Source organism: Desulfosporosinus hippei DSM 8344, from assembly GCF_900100785.1.
GTDB lineage: Bacteria > Bacillota > Desulfitobacteriia > Desulfitobacteriales > Desulfitobacteriaceae > Desulfosporosinus > Desulfosporosinus hippei.
Window position 1 is genome coordinate 20,669 of the sequence record NZ_FNCP01000009.1, and the last position, 17,585, is coordinate 38,253.

Annotated in this window: 16 protein-coding genes and 1 tRNA gene; all 17 read right to left on the bottom strand. The window is 42.0% G+C overall.

Going from position 1 to position 17,585, the window contains the following annotated elements:
- Positions 1-7 precede the first annotated feature (7 nt).
- On the bottom strand, positions 8-259 hold the full coding sequence (locus BLS16_RS09445) for a type II toxin-antitoxin system PemK/MazF family toxin (RefSeq protein ID WP_176786119.1): 252 nt from the start codon (positions 257-259) through the stop codon (positions 8-10).
- 55 nt (positions 260-314) lie between these two features.
- Entirely contained in the window at positions 315-1,235 is a 921-nt protein-coding gene (locus BLS16_RS09450; RefSeq protein ID WP_092332656.1) for a tyrosine-type recombinase/integrase, read from the bottom strand.
- 129 nt (positions 1,236-1,364) lie between these two features.
- A tRNA-Pro gene (locus tag BLS16_RS09455) sits at positions 1,365-1,441 on the bottom strand.
- 770 nt (positions 1,442-2,211) lie between these two features.
- Positions 2,212-2,658, bottom strand: a complete 447-nt coding sequence (locus tag BLS16_RS09460) for an ACT domain-containing protein (protein ID WP_092332658.1) — start codon at positions 2,656-2,658, stop codon at positions 2,212-2,214.
- Positions 2,659-2,825: 167 nt separating this feature from the next.
- A complete protein-coding gene (locus BLS16_RS09465) occupies positions 2,826-3,602 on the bottom strand; it encodes an energy-coupling factor transporter transmembrane component T family protein (RefSeq protein WP_092332660.1) in 777 nt (258 codons plus the stop codon).
- Positions 3,595-4,479: an energy-coupling factor transporter ATPase gene (locus BLS16_RS09470; RefSeq protein ID WP_092332662.1), complete on the bottom strand. Its 885-nt coding sequence runs from the start codon at positions 4,477-4,479 to the stop codon at positions 3,595-3,597. Before BLS16_RS09470 ends, BLS16_RS09465 begins: the two co-directional genes overlap by 8 nt.
- Before the next feature lie 14 nt (positions 4,480-4,493).
- Positions 4,494-5,072 carry a biotin transporter BioY gene (locus BLS16_RS09475; protein WP_242876247.1) on the bottom strand — a complete coding sequence of 193 codons (579 nt, stop codon included), beginning with the start codon at positions 5,070-5,072 and terminating at the stop codon, positions 4,494-4,496.
- 562 nt (positions 5,073-5,634) lie between these two features.
- Positions 5,635-6,453 carry an EFR1 family ferrodoxin gene (locus BLS16_RS09480; protein WP_092332664.1) on the bottom strand — a complete coding sequence of 273 codons (819 nt, stop codon included), beginning with the start codon at positions 6,451-6,453 and terminating at the stop codon, positions 5,635-5,637.
- A gap of 181 nt (positions 6,454-6,634) precedes the next feature.
- A complete protein-coding gene (gene spoIVA, locus BLS16_RS09485; protein ID WP_092332877.1) occupies positions 6,635-8,119 on the bottom strand; it encodes a stage IV sporulation protein A in 1,485 nt (494 codons plus the stop codon).
- 245 nt (positions 8,120-8,364) lie between these two features.
- Entirely contained in the window at positions 8,365-9,378 is a 1,014-nt protein-coding gene (locus BLS16_RS09490; protein ID WP_092332666.1) for an NAD(P)H-dependent glycerol-3-phosphate dehydrogenase, read from the bottom strand.
- Between the two features lie 191 nt (positions 9,379-9,569).
- Positions 9,570-10,157 (bottom strand): glycerol-3-phosphate 1-O-acyltransferase PlsY, encoded by a 588-nt coding sequence (gene plsY, locus BLS16_RS09495; protein ID WP_092332668.1) that lies wholly within the window; start codon positions 10,155-10,157, stop codon positions 9,570-9,572.
- Between the two features lie 8 nt (positions 10,158-10,165).
- Positions 10,166-11,497, bottom strand: a complete 1,332-nt coding sequence (gene der, locus BLS16_RS09500; RefSeq protein ID WP_092332670.1) for a ribosome biogenesis GTPase Der — start codon at positions 11,495-11,497, stop codon at positions 10,166-10,168.
- A complete protein-coding gene (locus BLS16_RS09505) occupies positions 11,490-12,821 on the bottom strand; it encodes a DUF512 domain-containing protein (protein WP_092332672.1) in 1,332 nt (443 codons plus the stop codon). Before BLS16_RS09505 ends, der begins: the two co-directional genes overlap by 8 nt.
- Before the next feature lie 117 nt (positions 12,822-12,938).
- Positions 12,939-13,565: a hypothetical protein gene (locus BLS16_RS09510; protein ID WP_092332674.1), complete on the bottom strand. Its 627-nt coding sequence runs from the start codon at positions 13,563-13,565 to the stop codon at positions 12,939-12,941.
- A 50-nt stretch (positions 13,566-13,615) separates the two neighbouring features.
- Positions 13,616-14,770, bottom strand: a complete 1,155-nt coding sequence (gene ftsW / locus BLS16_RS09515; protein ID WP_092332676.1) for a putative lipid II flippase FtsW — start codon at positions 14,768-14,770, stop codon at positions 13,616-13,618.
- Between the two features lie 150 nt (positions 14,771-14,920).
- A complete protein-coding gene (locus BLS16_RS09520; protein WP_092332678.1) occupies positions 14,921-16,903 on the bottom strand; it encodes a bifunctional 4-hydroxy-3-methylbut-2-enyl diphosphate reductase/30S ribosomal protein S1 in 1,983 nt (660 codons plus the stop codon).
- Between the two features lie 82 nt (positions 16,904-16,985).
- Positions 16,986-17,582: a lysophospholipid acyltransferase family protein gene (locus tag BLS16_RS09525; RefSeq protein WP_092332680.1), complete on the bottom strand. Its 597-nt coding sequence runs from the start codon at positions 17,580-17,582 to the stop codon at positions 16,986-16,988.
- Between the last annotated feature and the right edge of the window lie 3 nt (positions 17,583-17,585).

Consider the following 17,585-nt stretch of genomic DNA (forward strand, 5'->3'; position numbering starts at 1 on the left):
AGACAGTTTATTCTTTTTGCCCAGTAATATCATTAAAAGAATCGATAAGCTTATCTTTAATTTCAGCACTCACACTACCGATCTTTTGCTTTAATGAGTTTTCTGCCATTCTAATAGATTGTTCTAATTTTACTAGACAATCCCTAACCAGACCTCCTTGCCCTGCTTCAATTTTAACATGTGAAGGAAGCAAATTCTTGGATGTATAAGACGAAATTGGGGCAACAGATCTTGTCCCCTCTAATCTAACATCTAACATCCATTTTAAAAGATAAATATCCCTGTTTCCATTTATTAACACATCTTTCTGTTATTCAGATATTTAAATTGTTCAAGGGGTTAAACTTGTCATTCTGCTCTTTTAAAGCAGTCCCCCAAAGAGCTAAATACCTCTGTGTCATGTCTATTTTTGAATGTCTTAACATTCGTTGGAGAGTAAACACGTCCATTCCTGCCATTAAACATCTGTGGGCAAAGGTGTGCCTAAATGTATGGGCAGATACCCTGACTCCCTTGAAGTTCATGATAGTCTTTAATCGTTTAAACACATTTTGCACCGCATTTTCGCTAAGCCTACCTCCAGTTTGATTTGTAAATACATATTCTGTTTCTTTACCGAAACATTTAGTTTGATAAATCTTAAACTCTCTTAACTCCTTCTTTAATTTGTCGGTAATAGGCACTGATGAATACTCTCTTTTTTTGCCATAGGTTGTTATTGTAAGGTTTTCAAAGTCAACGTGCCTCCACTGTAAGTTGCAAATTTCCCCCAGTCGCATACCAGTACCTAACAGAGTTACAATAATTGCATAATCCCTGTAGGCAAAAAAAGTCTTGTCTCTCGACATAGTCCTTTGAAAATAGGTTATCATCTGCTTAATTTGGCTATCTGTAAAAACCTCAATTTTAATATCCTCTTTAACATACTCTACCTTTTTAGTGGGGTTGCCTTTTTCTTCAATAATTTCCTCTTGAACTAAATAGTTGAAAAATGCTTTTAAGTTTTTAAGCTTTGTATTAAGACTTGTTGGGTTATTACTGCGATTGTTTTTTAGGTCTAAAAGATACCGTTTAACAACTCCTGCTGTAACTTCCTCTACATCAACTATTTCTTCATCCGTCAAAAAGTCTTGAAACTTTCGCAAACCCAATTTGTATCCCTCGATTGTTTTCGGAGATAAATTTTTAAATTCCCTGTCATCAATAAAATCCTTAACCGCAAATTTGAACAACAAAAAGACCACTTCCCATCTAGAGTAGTAGTACTCCTGTTAAGTGGTCTAACTATTTAAAAACGTGTAAGTCTGCGACCATCTTCCGAAAAAGAAGTAATGAATCGCATCAAACCCTTGATATATCTAATTTGGTCGGAGCGACACGATTTGAACGTGCGACCTCTACCACCCCAAGGTAGCGCTCTACCAAGCTGAGCCACGCCCCGACTTACAACCCTCTTTCGAAGGCTTTTATAGGATACCATATTAGAACTAAAATCGCAACCCCTAAGTTTACCCTATATTGCCCGATTACTTAATTATTTTCTCTAATTTTATAACCTCCCCTAACTTAATCTCTGGAATGTATGGTTGGTTAGTTAAAATTTGTTCTGCGTTTTCCCAATAAAGGCCGTCATGCCTTCTCTTGGGTTCTGTTATTAAGCCTTGCGCATGACTACTTCTCCTTTTCACCTCCGCCTACCACACATAAAGCGTTTATATTAAAACATATTTCAAATATACCGTTCGCAACATTCATGCCATCTATATAACTATGCCAGTTTGCAGCAACAAAGGCGAACCTCCAGAATTTTTTTGATTAAATAAAAAACATCCAGAATGAAGGATGTTTTTTACAAACTACTTATTAAACTCGAACTTCCATTATATTAAGGCTAGTTTTTTTTAATAATTATTTAAGTTTCTAAAGTTTACTTAGGGCTTGCTAATTATCGCAAAGTTTAGACTTTGCAAGGTTTTACGGTTAGTGTCTTAATAAATATGTGCATGGAAAAAAGCCTTTGACGTAAAAACCGTGCACATAGAGTAAATCAAATGGTGCACCGGTGCACCATTTGCCCTCTCGGTTTGGACAAAAAGCTTCCTTACTATTATATATAACCATGCCGAATCCATCGGCCTCTGGCAAGCCCTACTAAATCTCCCTTTTTAAAGATGGCAATTCATTAGTTTTCTGAACACAGATAAACAACCCTTAAGTCTGCCCGATTACCTCAATTTTTCTCACTCCAACAATTTCCCCCAACCCAGCTAAAAGGTTTTCTGGAGTATCTGCCAAACCTGCAGTTTCTATAGAAATTGAGACATTGGCAACACCTTGCAGAGGAATTCCCTGATTAATCGTCAGAACATTGCCCTTTACAGAGGCAATGAAGTTAAGTACATGAGAAAGCACTCCTGCTTTATCCTCCAGAATTAAGGAAATAGTAATAATTCTTTCGCGGCTAGCCTCATAAAAGGGGAATACGCCATCCTTATATTTATAGAAAGCACTTCGACTAAGCCCCACACGTTCAACAGCATCGTTAATAGTATTGGCATCTCCTTTTACAAGGAGTTCTTTCACCTGTGCAGTCTTTAAAATGGCTTCCGGCAAAATACTTTTACTGACAATAAGAAACTCATTTGTCTTGCCAGCCACCTAATCTCTCCTATCTATTCCCACAATCCTTTTTTGTTATGTCATAGATATTATATTCTAATTTGCGTGAGCTTTGCAATAATAAATGGACATTTAACTCGAGGGGTTGATTTCCAAACTTGTGAGTCAAATAGCTACTGATCATTATACTAAATAGTAACCGTTCATTATACTATTACCACTAAAACCAATGCCGCAATAATCCCTACTATTAACCAATAGTCTAAGAGAGATAAGGCCAGCTCGTGCAGGTAGGTACGGTGACCAGGCTGATATCCTCGAGCTTCCATGGCATCCACTAACTCATCACAACGGCGGAAGACGTTGACCGCCAGAGGGATTGCTAGATAACCAATTGCCCTAATTTTTCCGCTTAATCGACGAGGGTTAAAATTAGCTCCTCGACTTAACTGAGCTTGACTAATACTGTTCATTTCATCCAGCAACGTTGGCATAAACCTTAAGGCAAGTGATATCAGCATGGCAATATCATGAGATGATATTCCTACAATTCTTACAGGTCTTAACAGTCGTTCCAAACCCATAGTAATCCCAGATTGGCTGGTAGTCATGGTCAAAATAGCTGCTGCCACAACTAACAAAAGAAACTTCCAAATCTGTAAAATCCCCAGGTTTAAACCCTCGTAACTTATCTGTAGTAGTCCTATAGGAAAAGGTGGTATGGGACGACCTGGAGTAAAGAAGATATACATCAAGAATAGCAGGATAAAGAAGGGGAGTACAGGATAAACAGTTTTTAGAACTGACCTAAGGGATAAACGGCCAAGTAACGAGATAACTAGGGTAATCATACTGACTACTAGGAGGCCAAAAAAATTCACTTTAAATATTATTATGCTTAATGCTATAACTGCTATGAGTTTAACCCGAGGATCTCGATCGTGCACAGGTGATTCCCGATATGCGTATCCTGGCCTAAGCATTTTCATCCCCCTCCCGGGTTAAAGATGCCTGGCTTGAGCCCCTAAGCTGTTCTAGTAAGGAAGTTATTTCTTCAATCGCAGCGTCAATTGTAAAGACACTTGAACTCACGTTTAAACCGTTTTCTTGGAGCCGCCACATCAACTCAGTAATAATAGGGGGAGCCAGGCCCAGGGACTTAAGCCAAGACACTCGGTTCAATATCTGATCAGGACTTCCATCGGCAACCAATTCACCCTTATCCATCACCAGCACTCGCTCGGCGAGAGCTGCCTCTTCCATACTGTGGGTGACGTGAACGATACAAATCCCTCGGCTATTTAACTCCCGTAATAATTTTAAAACCATTGTTCTGGCTTCTGGATCCAGAGAAGCAGTGGGCTCATCGAGTACAATAACTTTAGGTTCCATAGCCAGCAGACCTGCCAACGCCAGAAGATGTTTCTGTCCTCCGGAAAGACTATGGGGAGAGTGACTTCGCATTGCAGTCAGGCCTACTATAGCAAGTGCCTGATCAACTCGTCTGCGCACTTCTTGAGTTGGTAGACCGAGGTTACCCGGCCCGAAGGCAACGTCTTCCTCAACGCTCATTCCAACAATTTGATTATCAGCATTTTGAAAGGCCATACCTACACGGCGCCGTATTTCTAAAAGGCGTTTCGGGTCATTGGTAGGGAACTCATCAACTTGTACCTCGCCGGATGTTGGAATCAACAAGGCATTGAAATGCCTTATGAGAGTAGTCTTGCCACAGCCGTTGGGGCCGATAATGGCTATGTATTCACCTTGATCTATTAGTAGATTTATCTCTTTGAGAGCAGGTTGTCGACTTTTTTCATAAGCGTGGGTCAGGTTATGAACCCTAATCAAATTTTTCATGTCCTAACAATTCCCTAACGTTTAATAACTTTTCGTAATTTAGAGGCAATTAGAACTGTGGCAATTAACTTGAGCAAGTCACCAATAATAAAGGGTACTACTCCTACCATCAGGGCCTTGGCTATAGATAAGTGCGCCACTAACGCAAGCTGGGTAACCCCAAAAGCATAGATCACTAAATTGCCCACAACCAGAGAAAATCCCGTCCAGGCAATACCCGGTTCCTTTTTGAATTCTACAAGTTTGCCGATGATGAATGCGCCCACAATAAAGCCTATAAGATAACCACCTGAAGGCCCCAATAGTGTTCCAAGACCAGCTTTTCCACCGGCAAAGACAGGTAATCCGATAATACCCAAAAGTACGTAGACAATCTGGCTCAATGCACCTGTATATCCACCCAAAACTATCCCCGCCAAACCCGTAAAAAGAGTTTGCAGTGTAATGGGCAGAGGTTGCAAGGGTATGACTATTAATGCGCCGATTGCTGTCAAAGCTCCAAACATAGCAGCGTAAACCATTCGCCGAATAGGACTATTAGTTTTAACCATCTCTTTAATCCCTCTTTCTCGTTCTTTCTCGTCTAGTTTCATTTTTCTTTCGAATTAAGATTAAATTAGTTCCATAACGGCCTTCTCCTCGAGGCTTTCCCAAACGTGATAGGGGACTTAGGACAGAAAACTTCCTGTCGCAAATCCCCTATCACTTTAGATAGTATATTTATAAGCAAGGTGATATTGCAATAAGTATAATGTTATCAATTTATATTGTCAACCATATCTATACGATTAGGTTTACATATATTCTAACTCTTGATTTAGCAACTGTACCAGTGTTCTCACTACTGATGGCTAGTGACAAGGGGTAGCCCACAAATATCCCCTTGTCACTAGTGTGGAAATAATTTACTCCCCCTAATTCTTTGCCAAGCTCGAACTTACCATCACTCCATCAAGATCTCAAAATTGACACTGCCCAAATTAATGCCTAAAATAATAGAGCCTATGGGATTTGATCTCCATACGCCCTTATTGAGCCCTTAAATGCTCCCAACCTTTACTTTTTAAAATCAATCCGAAAGTCAAAGCTACTCTAGAAAACTCCTCTCGCCATCCGATTATTCTATTGCTTTAAAAACCAAAATTAATTTTCCCTTTATATAAATAATGCCGGTTCTTTTCTTGAGGCAAATTCAACCTCTAATTCGTATTTATGTCTTAAATAGTCTTCACTGTCATAATACTTTGCTTGAAAAGGACACTTTTTAATGCATGCTCCACATTTGATACAAATACCGTTCAATTTAGAGACATCCTCTTGATCAATAGAACCCATCGGACATATTTGCACACAAAGCTTACAATTAGTGCAATCACTGTTAGTTTTCGGGGTAACCTTTCTTATATCTACTGGCCGCCCCTCTTTATCTTTTGGCATATAATAGCTTTTGTAGTCTGGGTTTCCCTTTACAACTAATGCTTGAAAATTATCTAGAGTGGTTATTTTTTTATATATTTGTCTGGAAAATTCCTTTACTATTACCAAATCTCTATCATCAGGTCTATCTTTGGCAAGGGTTCTTGAAAATGAGTGTTCCCCGATAAATGCCGCACCGGCAATGGGTTTAAAGCCGTTTAGTTCAAGAATATCTTTCAGTTCAATTAAGGCATCGTCATAATTTCTGTTTCCATAAACAACTACAGGAACCGCTAAGGCACCATTACCTTTAATAGTGTTCAAATATTTTAAGAGTACATTGGGAACTCTTCCGGCATAGACCGGAACTCCTAAGACAACTATATCTTCTTGTGTAAAAGAGATTAATTGTTTCCTTGGTTCAGGTAAAGTAAAATCAATAGATTTAATCCCTCTTCCATCGTCAAGGTTTTCAGAGATTTTTTCGGCAATACCAGATACAATCTTTTTAGTAGTATCTGTGGGACTAAAGTACATTGCATTAATTTGCTTATTCAAAACATCTGCCCCCTTATTAAAAACATAACTAATTATACCTCTTTCCAAAGGCTATTGTTATATAATTCTAAATATTTTTTCATTAAAACTAAAAGAACGTTCGATTTGCAGCTTTTCTAAACCGCGCTTCAAACGTTCTATTAGTTTAACTTTATTTAGACATTGAACATTTTAGATCCGTTTAAATAATAATACAAATCAGACCACCGCTGCCATCGTTAACTATTCTTTGCAAAGTATCTTGAAGCTTGTTCTGAGCATTTTCCGGCATTTTATAAAGCTTGTTCTGAATTCCCTCCCGAACTAAGTCGTGAAGAGACTTGCCGAAAATGTTGGATTCCCAAACCTTCTTAGGATCACTTTCAAATTCGTCCAGCATATACTTTACGAGTTCTTCAGCTTGTTTCTCTGTACCAATCAAAGGGGTAATTTCAGTAGTTACATCTGCTCTAATAATATGGAGCGACGGAGCACTTGCCTTAAGTTTAATTCCATAATGTCCTCCTTGCTTAACCAGTTCTGGCTCATCAAGGAACATTTCTTCAAGTTGAGGTGTGACTACACCATAACCGTTGACACGAACCTCTTTTATTGCTTCCGATAATTTATCCCATTCTTTCTTGCCTTTACTATAGTCTAAGACCAAGCGCAACAGAGAATGATCCCCTTCGATCTCAATTCCTGTAAGATCTTGCAGAACTGTCTTAAATAGCCCATCAACAGCCGTAATTTCCACATTGGCGACTCCATTGCCCAGGTTCATCTCTTTAAGAAGAACATCTTGAGCATATTGGCATTCTGTCAAGGCATCTAAAGCCTGATCAATATCACGCAGACGTCTTACACCGTCGATTGCTTTGCGAACAGAATCCTCGAAAGCTGCACGGACTCCGTGAGAGGGTTCAAGTTCTTCAACCCACTTTGGAAGGTCGATATTTACTTCTGCCACAGGGAATTCATAAAGTACTTCTTCCAAAATCTGAGTCAGATCTTCTTGGGTCATATCATGACAATTGACTGGAATAACAGGTAACCCATAGTTTTCCTCAAGTGAGCGGCATAATTCCAGGGTGGTTTCTGCATAGGGGCGAGTCGTATTTAGCACTACGACAAAAGGTTTCCCTAATTGACGCAGCTCAGAGATAACACGCTCTTCTGCATCCAGGTATGCTTCTCTGGGAATATCCGTTATGGATCCATCCGTTGTTATTACAACCCCTATTGTAGCATGATCAGAAATAACCTTTCGTGTGCCCATTTCAGCAGCATCTTGGAAGGACATTGGCTCATCGCTCCATGACGTTTTCATCATGCGAGGCTCTTCCCCATCTTCCGATTCGTAACCTAAAGCACCTTCCACACTATACCCGACACAGTCCACCAGGCGGACATTCATATGAATTGAATCCTTAACAATGATTTCCACAGATTCTGATGGAATAAACTTTGGTTCAGTTGTCGTAATCATTCTCCCTGTCCCGCTTTGGGGCAGTTCATCTTTTGCTCGTTCCCGCTCGAAGGCATCTTGGATGTTGGGTAGAACTAGGAGGTCCATGAATCGTTTGATAAAGGTGGACTTTCCCGTACGTACTGGCCCAACAACACCGAGGTAGATATCGCCCCCAGTTCGCTCCGCGATATCCCTGAAAATGTCTAATTTTTCCATTAGTATTATTTCCCTCCCTTTTGAATGCTGTCCCAAAATTTGGGGAAGGGCCTCCACCTTATCTCCCCTTCCACCTCCCAGTAGCGCGTGGATTCCCATTACTGGACTAGCACATTAAGCAGTATAAGTATATTGGCCATTTTGGGTAAATATGACTACATAACAAAAAACGTAGAAAAGGCTTTTAAAACAACCTCTTCTACGTCTATGTTCCTAATCACAAAAATATGTATGCTATTTTAACTTTAACTTAACCAATTCATCTCTAAAACTTCTTCAAGTTCATGACGTTTACCCCGCAGCATTAAGTCCGAAACTGCCACTTTGGCATCAGCATTTTCAAACAAGACTTTATAAGCCTGTTCTGTAATGGGCATGGGAATGTTATTTTCAATACCCAGGTTATGGGCAATTCGAGTTGCCCTAACTCCTTCAACAACCATCCCTACCTCTCTAAGAACAGTATCTAAAGCCTTGCCTTGACCCAGGGCGACACCGGCTCGACGATTACGACTATGGAGACTGGTACAGGTCACAATGAGATCTCCAACTCCTGACAATCCTGCGAAGGTCAGGGGATTTCCACCCAAGGCCACGCCTAAACGGGCAATCTCAGCTAATCCCCGAGTCATTAGAGCTGCTTTAGTATTATCTCCAAAACCTAAACCCTCGGCAATCCCGGTGCATAAGGCAATGACGTTCTTTAAGGCCCCGCCAAGTTCAACTCCGATAATGTCAGGGTTAGTGTAAACTCTAAAGCTTGGGGTCATCATCATATCTTGAACTGCTTTAGCAGTCTCGACCTCTGAGGCCACTACCACTGTTGTCGGCATATCCCTGCCCACTTCTTCCGCATGACTTGGGCCTGACAGAACTGCAACCGGGTTATATGGAAGTTCTTCAATTAACACTTGAGAAAGGCGAAGATGAGTCCCTTCCTCCATCCCTTTAGCAGTATTGACCACAATACACCCTTCACTCAAGTAAGGTCGTACCAAGCGTGCAGCATCTCGCACGCCATGAGAGGGCACGCTAAAAACAACCATATCCGCCTTAAGCAAGGTGAGATCCGTGGTCGGCAACAGCCCTGAAGGCAACGGAACACCGGGTAAATATCGCTTATTTTCGCGCTGCCTTTTCATTTCTTCCATTTCATCCGCATGACGACCAATAAGCGAAACCTGATGACCCGCTTTGGCTAATAAAACCGCTAAAGCACTCCCCCAACTTCCAGCCCCATAAACAGCAATTTTCGGCATCTAATCCCCCCTAATCGATGTTCGTGGTTCGATGTTCGTAGTTCGAATCGATTCGACCAAGTTCGTTAACCCTCGAACCTTGATCGAACATTCGAACTCTGACTAGAATCCCAATCATCGAGCATCGCGCCTTTAATGTTCAAACTGATACCTTTGAGTTCAGTCTTTCGAGCCTCGAACTTAGAGCCTCGCTATTTCTTTGTTCCAAATTTATGCTCGGTTCCTTGTAATACTCGCTTAAAATTACTTCGATGGAGAACTAAAACTGCAAAAACAGCAACAACCGCAAAAACCCGATAGGCAAAGGGTTGGGGAAACACGAAGACCATAATTAGAACCGTAAGTGCACCTGTGACCGAACCCATGGAAACATAGCGAGTGATCCAGACCACCAGGACAAAGACTGAGATTGCAATCAAAGTGACTTTTGGCATTAATACTGTAATAATCCCGAATCCGGCGGCAACCCCTTTTCCACTGGGTCGAAAGCCGAAAAGCGGATTCCAGCTATGACCTGCCATTGCCAGTAACCCGCCTATAATACCTCCCCAAGGTCCAAAAGCCCACAAACCGAGGAAGGCAGATAAAGCACCTTTCAAAAAATCACCAAGAAGCACCATGATGCCCAGTTTTACTCCTAAGAGTCGAAAGGCGTTTGTTGTCCCGATATTTCCGCTACCATGCCGACGTACGTCAATTCCTTTATACGAGCCTGCTAAATACGCAAAAGGAATGGCACCCAAGCAATACGCCAAGATAAAAATAAGGTAACGCGACATCAAATGACCTACTCCTTTTCTTCATCTTTTTGTCGAACTACAATTCGGATCGGAGTACCCTCAAATCCAAAGTGCTTTCGCATCTGATTCTCCAGATATCGTTTATAAGAAAAATGCATTAGTTCCGGATCATTTACAAAGAAAACAAAGGTTGGCGGTTTAACTCCCACTTGGGTTATATATCTGATTTTCAGGCGTCTGCCTTTGTCCGTTGGAGGAGGATTGAGGTGCACCCATTCTCTCAGTAAAGTATTCAAGGTTGCAGTAGTTACACGAGTTGAATTTTGCTCCACCACAAAATCCACAAGGTCTAAAATTTTGTTGACTCGCTGTCCGGTTTTTGCGGAGATGAACATTGTTGGTGCATACTGTAAAAATCCCAGCTCTTCTCGAATCGACTTTTCAAATTTATTAATGGTCTTTTCATCTTTTTCAACAAGATCCCACTTATTGACGACTAAAATAATTGCCTTGCCAGCTTCTTCGGCGTAGCCGGCAATTTTTTTATCTTGCTCTGTAACTCCATCCACAGCATCAATAAGCATGAGAATCGCATCTGAGCGATCAACAGCTCGAAGTGAGCGTACAACACTATATTGCTCTGTCAGCTCTTCTATGCGTGATTTGCGCCGCATTCCCGCAGTATCTATAAGGATATAATGCTTACCCTCGTGTTCAAAAGGAGTGTCTATGGCATCCCGGGTAGTTCCGGGGATGTTACTGACAATTACTCGTTCTTTGCCTAACAGGTTGTTGACCAAGGATGACTTCCCCACATTAGGACGTCCGATAACTGAAATCCGAATGACATCCGGATCAAACTCATCGTCATTATTTTCTGGAAGATTCCAAATTACTGAATCAAGTAAATCCCCTGTGTTCATGCCATGAACCGCAGAGATTGGAATTGCATCTCCCAACCCTAAACTTAAAAAGTCATATAATTGACCATCGATCTTCGTAAAATCTTCGACTTTATTCGCCGCCAGCAAAACAGGCTTACCCGAACGGCGTAACGTCCGAGCAATCAAATCATCCTCAGGGGTTGGAGAGATCTGGGCATCCACTACAAATATGACGACATCTGCCTCCTCCATGGCAATTTCCGCCTGTCGCCTCATCTGCGAAGAAATCGGTGTTCCCTCATCTTTAAACTCAATTCCGCCGGTATCAATTAAGGCAAACTTTCTCCCTAGCCATTCCGCATCACGATAAAGACGGTCTCGTGTTACTCCGGGCATATTTTCAACAATAGCTACCAGTCCGCCCGTAATTCGGTTAAATAATGTAGACTTTCCGACATTTGGACGACCAACTATGGCTACAATAGGTTTACTCAATGCTTTCTACCTCCAATGAATATCCAATAACATTTTCCAAAAATGCAAAGCCATTGTTTTCAACAATGCGCGCTTTGCCATTGACCTGCTGTTCTAACCACTCGACACTTAGATCGTCAAGAAAGATGTCCTCATCAGCCTTGAGCATTGTTCGAGGTATCAGAAACTCTTCCCCTTGCAGATCCCCTAACTGTTGAGCTATATCTCGGGCTGTCAGAAGTCCTGCAGCAGTGACGGTCAATCCAAAAAATTCATTTTCAATCTTATGTACCACGATTCGCAAGCCCCTAATTTGCTCCATCAAACGTTTTTGCCATGAGCGGAAGAACTCTTCTGCTGCTGCTCCGGTTATCAAATGCACATTACGTTCAGTAACTTCAGCGGGCAATAATTCCCACCCGGATTCAATCTCTGTGATAAACTTCCGGGCCATACCTACGCCGTTTTCTAATTGGGGAAAATCATCATACACTGCAGACTCAGGAAACTCTCTGCCGGCCAGCACATAAAACTCATCGGAAAAATAGACTATGCGGCGTCCGGTCTTGGCAAAGTAATCCTTTTGCCATTTGTCAGCCTGATCTAGCAGCTGACTTGCTTCTTCACCTGTAAAGCCACGCAAAGGGGTCAGCTTATCACGATAGCGCGTCAACCCTACGGGAACTACAGCGATTGATTGGACAGAGGGATAGAGCTCTGCTAACCTCTCAACAGTTTCTCTCAAAACCTCTCCATCATTGTGTTCAGGAATTAATACTATCTGAGCATGTACCACTATTCCGGCATCTGCGAAGCGACGAATCTGCTCAGGCAATTTCCCCGCCTGGGGATTTTTCATGAGTTTAACACGCTCTTCCGGGTTCCACGCATGCACAGAAACATACATCGGAGTTAAATGTAAAGACGTGATTCGAGATACCTCTTCCTCGCTTAGATTGGACAAAGTTATAAAACTACCTTGCGTAAGAGATAAGCGGTAATCATCATCTTTATCGTAAAGAGACGGACGCATCCCCTCAGGCATTTGAGCTACGAAACAAAAGCTGCAATTATTAGAGCATTTCTTTAGACCCTTAGTGCTAACTGTCTCGACCTCTAAACCTAAGAACTCTCCTGATCCCTTCTCAATATCAAGCTCCCATAGTTCCCCATCAGGCTTTTCAATAAGTAGTAGGAATTCTTCTTCAGATACACCAAACTGAAAGTCAATGATATCATTGAGCTCTTGTTCATTCACCTCAAGAACACGATCCCCAACCTCAATTTCCATTTCTTCAGCGATGCTCCCTGGATGGACCGCTGCGACCACAAGCCCTTTAGGCAAAACATTTCATCCTCCCACCATATAATCAAAAGCCCACTCTCGGCCTTAATCTTTACAAGTATACTATAAATAACTATCAAACTGCTATATTCCCTAAAAATCAGCTTTCTGACTCTCCTAAAGCTCCTTCTCTTCTGAGGATTCACAGTTTGCTAAATTTTGAACCACTACAAGATCCTGAGTCATTCTTTTCGATTTCTTCTCGGTATTTAACCTCCAGCCATAGGCCAGGGCTGTCCAAGTCGAGAATAAGCCGACGCCCAAATTCCAGGTGAAATCGTCGGGTAAGTTAGCAAACCTTATTATACCATCATAAGTAAAACGAATAAACACTTGGTTCAAGAGGGCACTTCCAGTTAAAGCAGCGGCGGTTCCCCAAAAAGACTTAGCACTTAACCAAGCCACTAACACCATGGCAATTGCAAAAAACCATTCTCCGAAGGGAAACACCCCAGGCTCGTTAACAAAAAACAAGGTTTGTACAAAGGCAACTAAACTAGCGAAGAACAGTGGTAAAAATCGACGTTCAGCTCTGCGAAACGCCCAAAGCCAAAAAACTGTCATAACTGCCAGGCGTGAAAGTTGCCAACGCCAAGGCATATTGACAAGCAAATAAGTCTCTGCCCATTTTCCAATGAGCCAGGCAATCGTCAACAGCGAAAAAAAGTACCTTGTAGTTCGTTTTTCTGCCCAAGAGATAAATGTAAGGAACAGAATAACCCATTCGCCAAATGGAAAAGGCATAGTACCCCTCCTAAACGTTGCTTACCATATTATTCCCGTTTCGAGAGGGTTTACACAGAAATATCTGTGAGGGTTTTAACATTTCTCTCCTTGGAGGCTGTTTTTCGATAGCGAGAAAGATTCAATATCAACCCAATTTTAACTAAAGTTATCACAAGTGAGGCCCCGCCATAAGAGATAAGGGGCAGAGTAATTCCTGTCACAGGTAAAACTCCCGTAACAACTGCCAAGTTAATCGTTGTCTGAATTGCTAAAGAAGAGGTTATTCCATACCCTAGCAACCTGGCAAAACGATCAGGACATTCTCTCAGAACCTGATACGCTCGAGCATATAAGGCAACAAAGAGACATAACAAAAGTGTCGTGCCCAGTAGACCTAATTCTTCTCCAGCGATAGCAAAGATGGTATCAGTATGGTTTTCTGGCAGGAAGCCATATTTTTGCAAGCTCCGTCCTAAGCCAACCCCAAATAACCCCCCCGAGCCAAAGGCAATCTCTGCATTTGTAATCTGATATCCTTTACCCATAGCGTATTTCCAGGGATCCATCCAAACCATAATCCGTTCCCATTGATACTCTGTAGCACGAATAAAATAGAAGAGAGGCAACCCCAAAGTCGGCACGGCAGCAACAAACCAGATCGTGGGGATTTCCGTCTGTAAAAGCATTACTGCACAGGTTAAAGCAATAACCATCGTTGTCCCCAAATCAGGTTGCTTATACACTAGGCCTAAAACAAGGACAGTGGAAGGAACAAGTATGCCCAAGGGAATACGCCAATCGCTGCCTCGTTGGATGGGATAACGATCAAGGACATGTGCATAAAAGAGTACCATAGCCAGCTTAGCAATTTCTGAAGGTTGGATAGTGACTCCTGCAACTACAATCCAACGGGCCGAACCATTAACTGTTTTACCGGCGTCCGTAAAAAGAATTGCAATAAGCAGCACCAAACTAACAATCACCCCGATTCCAGCGAACCGGCGCACAAACGTGTAGGGAATTTTCATAGCTATAATAGCGAAAACAGAACCGACTAGTGTCCATTTTAATTGCTGTGAGAAATAGTAATACGAGTTCTGAGTTGCATTGAAACCACGCACTGCCCCTGCACTTAATACCATAATTAAGCCAAAGGCTAAGACAGCTAAGGCAATATATAATATTGGAAAATCAATAGGCAGCGTCGGTTTTCGTTTAGGCATTTGAATCTCCTTCCTTCTATGCTAAATCCAAAATCACCAACAACCCAAACACTTACAACTGTATAGGTCAGTAAAATGACTTCCCGTGTTTTAGAAACAGGAAGTCATTAGATTCTTACACTAAAGCTGAGCCAGAATTCAAGGCATATCTTAGTTTTCAGTAGGGAATTCCTTTCCTAAGGCATCACCAATTGTCATAGGTTTTATTTCAGACTGTGAGTCTAAGGCTTCTTGATCGCTGGCCTTAGCAGCATCTGCAATTCCCTCGCGTATACTTAAACTGATTCGTTTCTCGTCGGGCTTACAGTCTATAATCTTTGCAGACACCATATCTCCAACTTTTACGACCTCTTCAACTTTATTGACACGATGATCCGCCAATTGAGAAATATGAACTAAACCATCTACCCCATCTCCAAGTCCCACAAAGGCTCCAAAAGGAGTAATCCGCATTACTTTGCCATTAACAATAGTCCCAATCGGGAAGTTTTTAGCTGCTTGAGCCCAGGGGCTTTCCTTAAGCTGTTTCAAACCTAGTGACACCTTCCCAGTTTGTTGTTCAAGTTTTAATACTTGAACCTCCACTTCATCCCCAATCTTAAGCATGTCCGATGGATGCTTAATTCGAGTATAGGCCATGTCTGAAATATGCAGAAGTCCATCGATTCCGCCAATATCTACAAATACACCGAAATCTGCCATCCTTTTAACAGTTCCATTCACCACATCACCATCTTTGAGGGATTCCAGCAGCTGTGTGCGCTTAGTTGCCCGCTCTTCCTCTAAGATTACTTTTTGCGAAAGAACAACCTTGCGCTTTGCAGGATCGTAATCAATCAAGCGCAAACGGAGAGTCTGACCTAAGAATTGATCCAAGTCTTCTACATATCCCAATTGAATCTGGGATGCAGGCACAAAGCCTCGCAGCCCTACATCTACTACTAATCCACCTTTTACAACCTCAACAACCTCGGCCTGAATTTCTTCTTTACTCTCAACTAGCTTCTCTAAACGATCTTTAGCTCCTTCTTCATCAGCCTTTCGTTTAGAAAGAACAGTATGCCCTTCTTCGTTTTCCACTCGAACAACTACAGCGCTAATTTGATCTCCGATGGATACAGTATCCTCCGGGCGAGTTTTTCGGGATACCGATAACTCACCCAAAGGAATAACACCTTCACATTTCCAGCCAATATCAACAAAGATCTCTTCCCTGGTAATTTTCACAACGGTACCAGTTACTTTTGTGCCGTTATGTAGTTCCGGACAACTGTCTAACCAACTCGCCATATCCATTTGTTGCTCATTCATTTCCGTCATTTTTTTGTAAACCTCCTCGATTATCCAATCTGGGGTAGAAGCACCTGCAGTTAAACCTGCAATTTCAGCTTCTTCAAACCAAACAGTTTCTAGTTCATCCGCTGTTTCAATCAGATAGGTTTTTGTGCGCTCAGCACAGATACTCGCTAATTTTCGGGTATTCGCACTATTCCGTCCGCCCACGACTACCATGACATCGACTACTTCTGCTAACTCACTGGCAACTTTTTGCCGCTCAGCTGTAGCATTGCAAATTGTATTGTGTACGATTAAATCATCCGTATGTTTTTGTAATTCCTCGACTATCTTAGCAAAATTCTCTGCTAGTTGGGTCGTCTGTGCTAAAACAGCCAGATGAGGATAAAATGGAAGCTCTTTTGCTTCTTCAACCGTCTGGATAGGGACTGCCTTATCCCCAGCCCAGCCGAGAATTCCCTGTACCTCAGGATGAAGTTTATCCCCCATGACAATAACTTGCTGCCCCTCTTGGGCAGACATCGCCGCCAAGCGTTGAGCTTTCTGGACAAAAGGGCAGGTAGCATCCACCACTTGAACCCCTATGTTTTCCGCCCCTTGATAAACACTCGGCGCTACACCATGAGACCTAATAATCAGGGCTTGTTGATTAGTGACCTCTTTTAAATCATCTACAACCTGGATGCCTTTTTCCGCTAAGCGTTTAACAACCTGCTGGTTGTGTATGAGTGGGCCGAGTGATACTGCATGAGATGTCTCCGATGTCCGTTCAGCCATTTCAAGGGCGCGCTTCACGCCAAAGCAAAACCCAGCCTTCGCTGCGCGTACGACTTTCAAAATTTAGAACCCCCCTAAAAATTGTAAAGAACTAATTCTCTATACTGTTCTAAAAATCCTGCCAATTTAATAGAGAAACATTTTACTTTGCTTCCGGCAGCTCAATCATCGCCTGCATTATACGATCAGCAATCCATTCCCGACGGTTTTCGACACCTTCCGGAGCTTTAAGCATCTGTGCGGTCAGAGGCTGACCAAGCACGATAGTAATTTTCCCCCAACCTTTAGTAAACATGTGTTTTGTCCCTCTTACCTTTACGGGAACAACCGAGGCTTGACTTTTTTCCATTAGAAGAACCATTCCAGGCATACCCTTTTGAATTTCTCCAGTCTTCGATCTAGTTCCTTCGGGAAAAAGCCCTAAGACCCCTCCGCCTTTTAAAATTGCCAAAGATTGTCGAATCGCATTCATATCTCCATGCCCCCGTTTAACCGGAAAAGCACCAAGCCTTGAGAAAATTTTTCCCAAAATCGGTAAGGAAAATAACTCTTCTTTCGCCATAAAAGAGACATGACGAGGAACACTACAAGCTGCTACAACAGGATCCCACATACTAACATGGTTAATCGCTAAAATGACCGGACCTTCACAAGGCATGTTCTCTACCCCTTGCACTCTCCATCCCATTAGCCGAAATTGCAGACGAAAGATTCCCTTAGCAAAACTATAAAACGTCATTGC

What these genes read in the sequence shown, in the direction of transcription:
- BLS16_RS09510 (WP_092332674.1), bottom strand. Translation starts at nt 13,565, where the DNA reads ATGCCTTTTCCATTTGGCGAATGGGTTATTCTGTTCCTTACATTTATC.
- BLS16_RS09445 (WP_176786119.1), bottom strand. Translation starts at nt 259, where the DNA reads ATGTTAGATGTTAGATTAGAGGGGACAAGATCTGTTGCCCCAATTTCG.
- ftsW (WP_092332676.1), bottom strand. Translation starts at nt 14,770, where the DNA reads ATGCCTAAACGAAAACCGACGCTGCCTATTGATTTTCCAATATTATAT.
- BLS16_RS09465 (WP_092332660.1), bottom strand. Translation starts at nt 3,602, where the DNA reads ATGCTTAGGCCAGGATACGCATATCGGGAATCACCTGTGCACGATCGA.
- BLS16_RS09470 (WP_092332662.1), bottom strand. Translation starts at nt 4,479, where the DNA reads ATGAAAAATTTGATTAGGGTTCATAACCTGACCCACGCTTATGAAAAA.
- plsY (WP_092332668.1), bottom strand. Translation starts at nt 10,157, where the DNA reads ATGTCGCGTTACCTTATTTTTATCTTGGCGTATTGCTTGGGTGCCATT.
- BLS16_RS09525 (WP_092332680.1), bottom strand. Translation starts at nt 17,582, where the DNA reads ATGACGTTTTATAGTTTTGCTAAGGGAATCTTTCGTCTGCAATTTCGG.
- BLS16_RS09490 (WP_092332666.1), bottom strand. Translation starts at nt 9,378, where the DNA reads ATGCCGAAAATTGCTGTTTATGGGGCTGGAAGTTGGGGGAGTGCTTTA.
- BLS16_RS09475 (WP_242876247.1), bottom strand. Translation starts at nt 5,072, where the DNA reads ATGAAACTAGACGAGAAAGAACGAGAAAGAGGGATTAAAGAGATGGTT.
- spoIVA (WP_092332877.1), bottom strand. Translation starts at nt 8,119, where the DNA reads ATGGAAAAATTAGACATTTTCAGGGATATCGCGGAGCGAACTGGGGGC.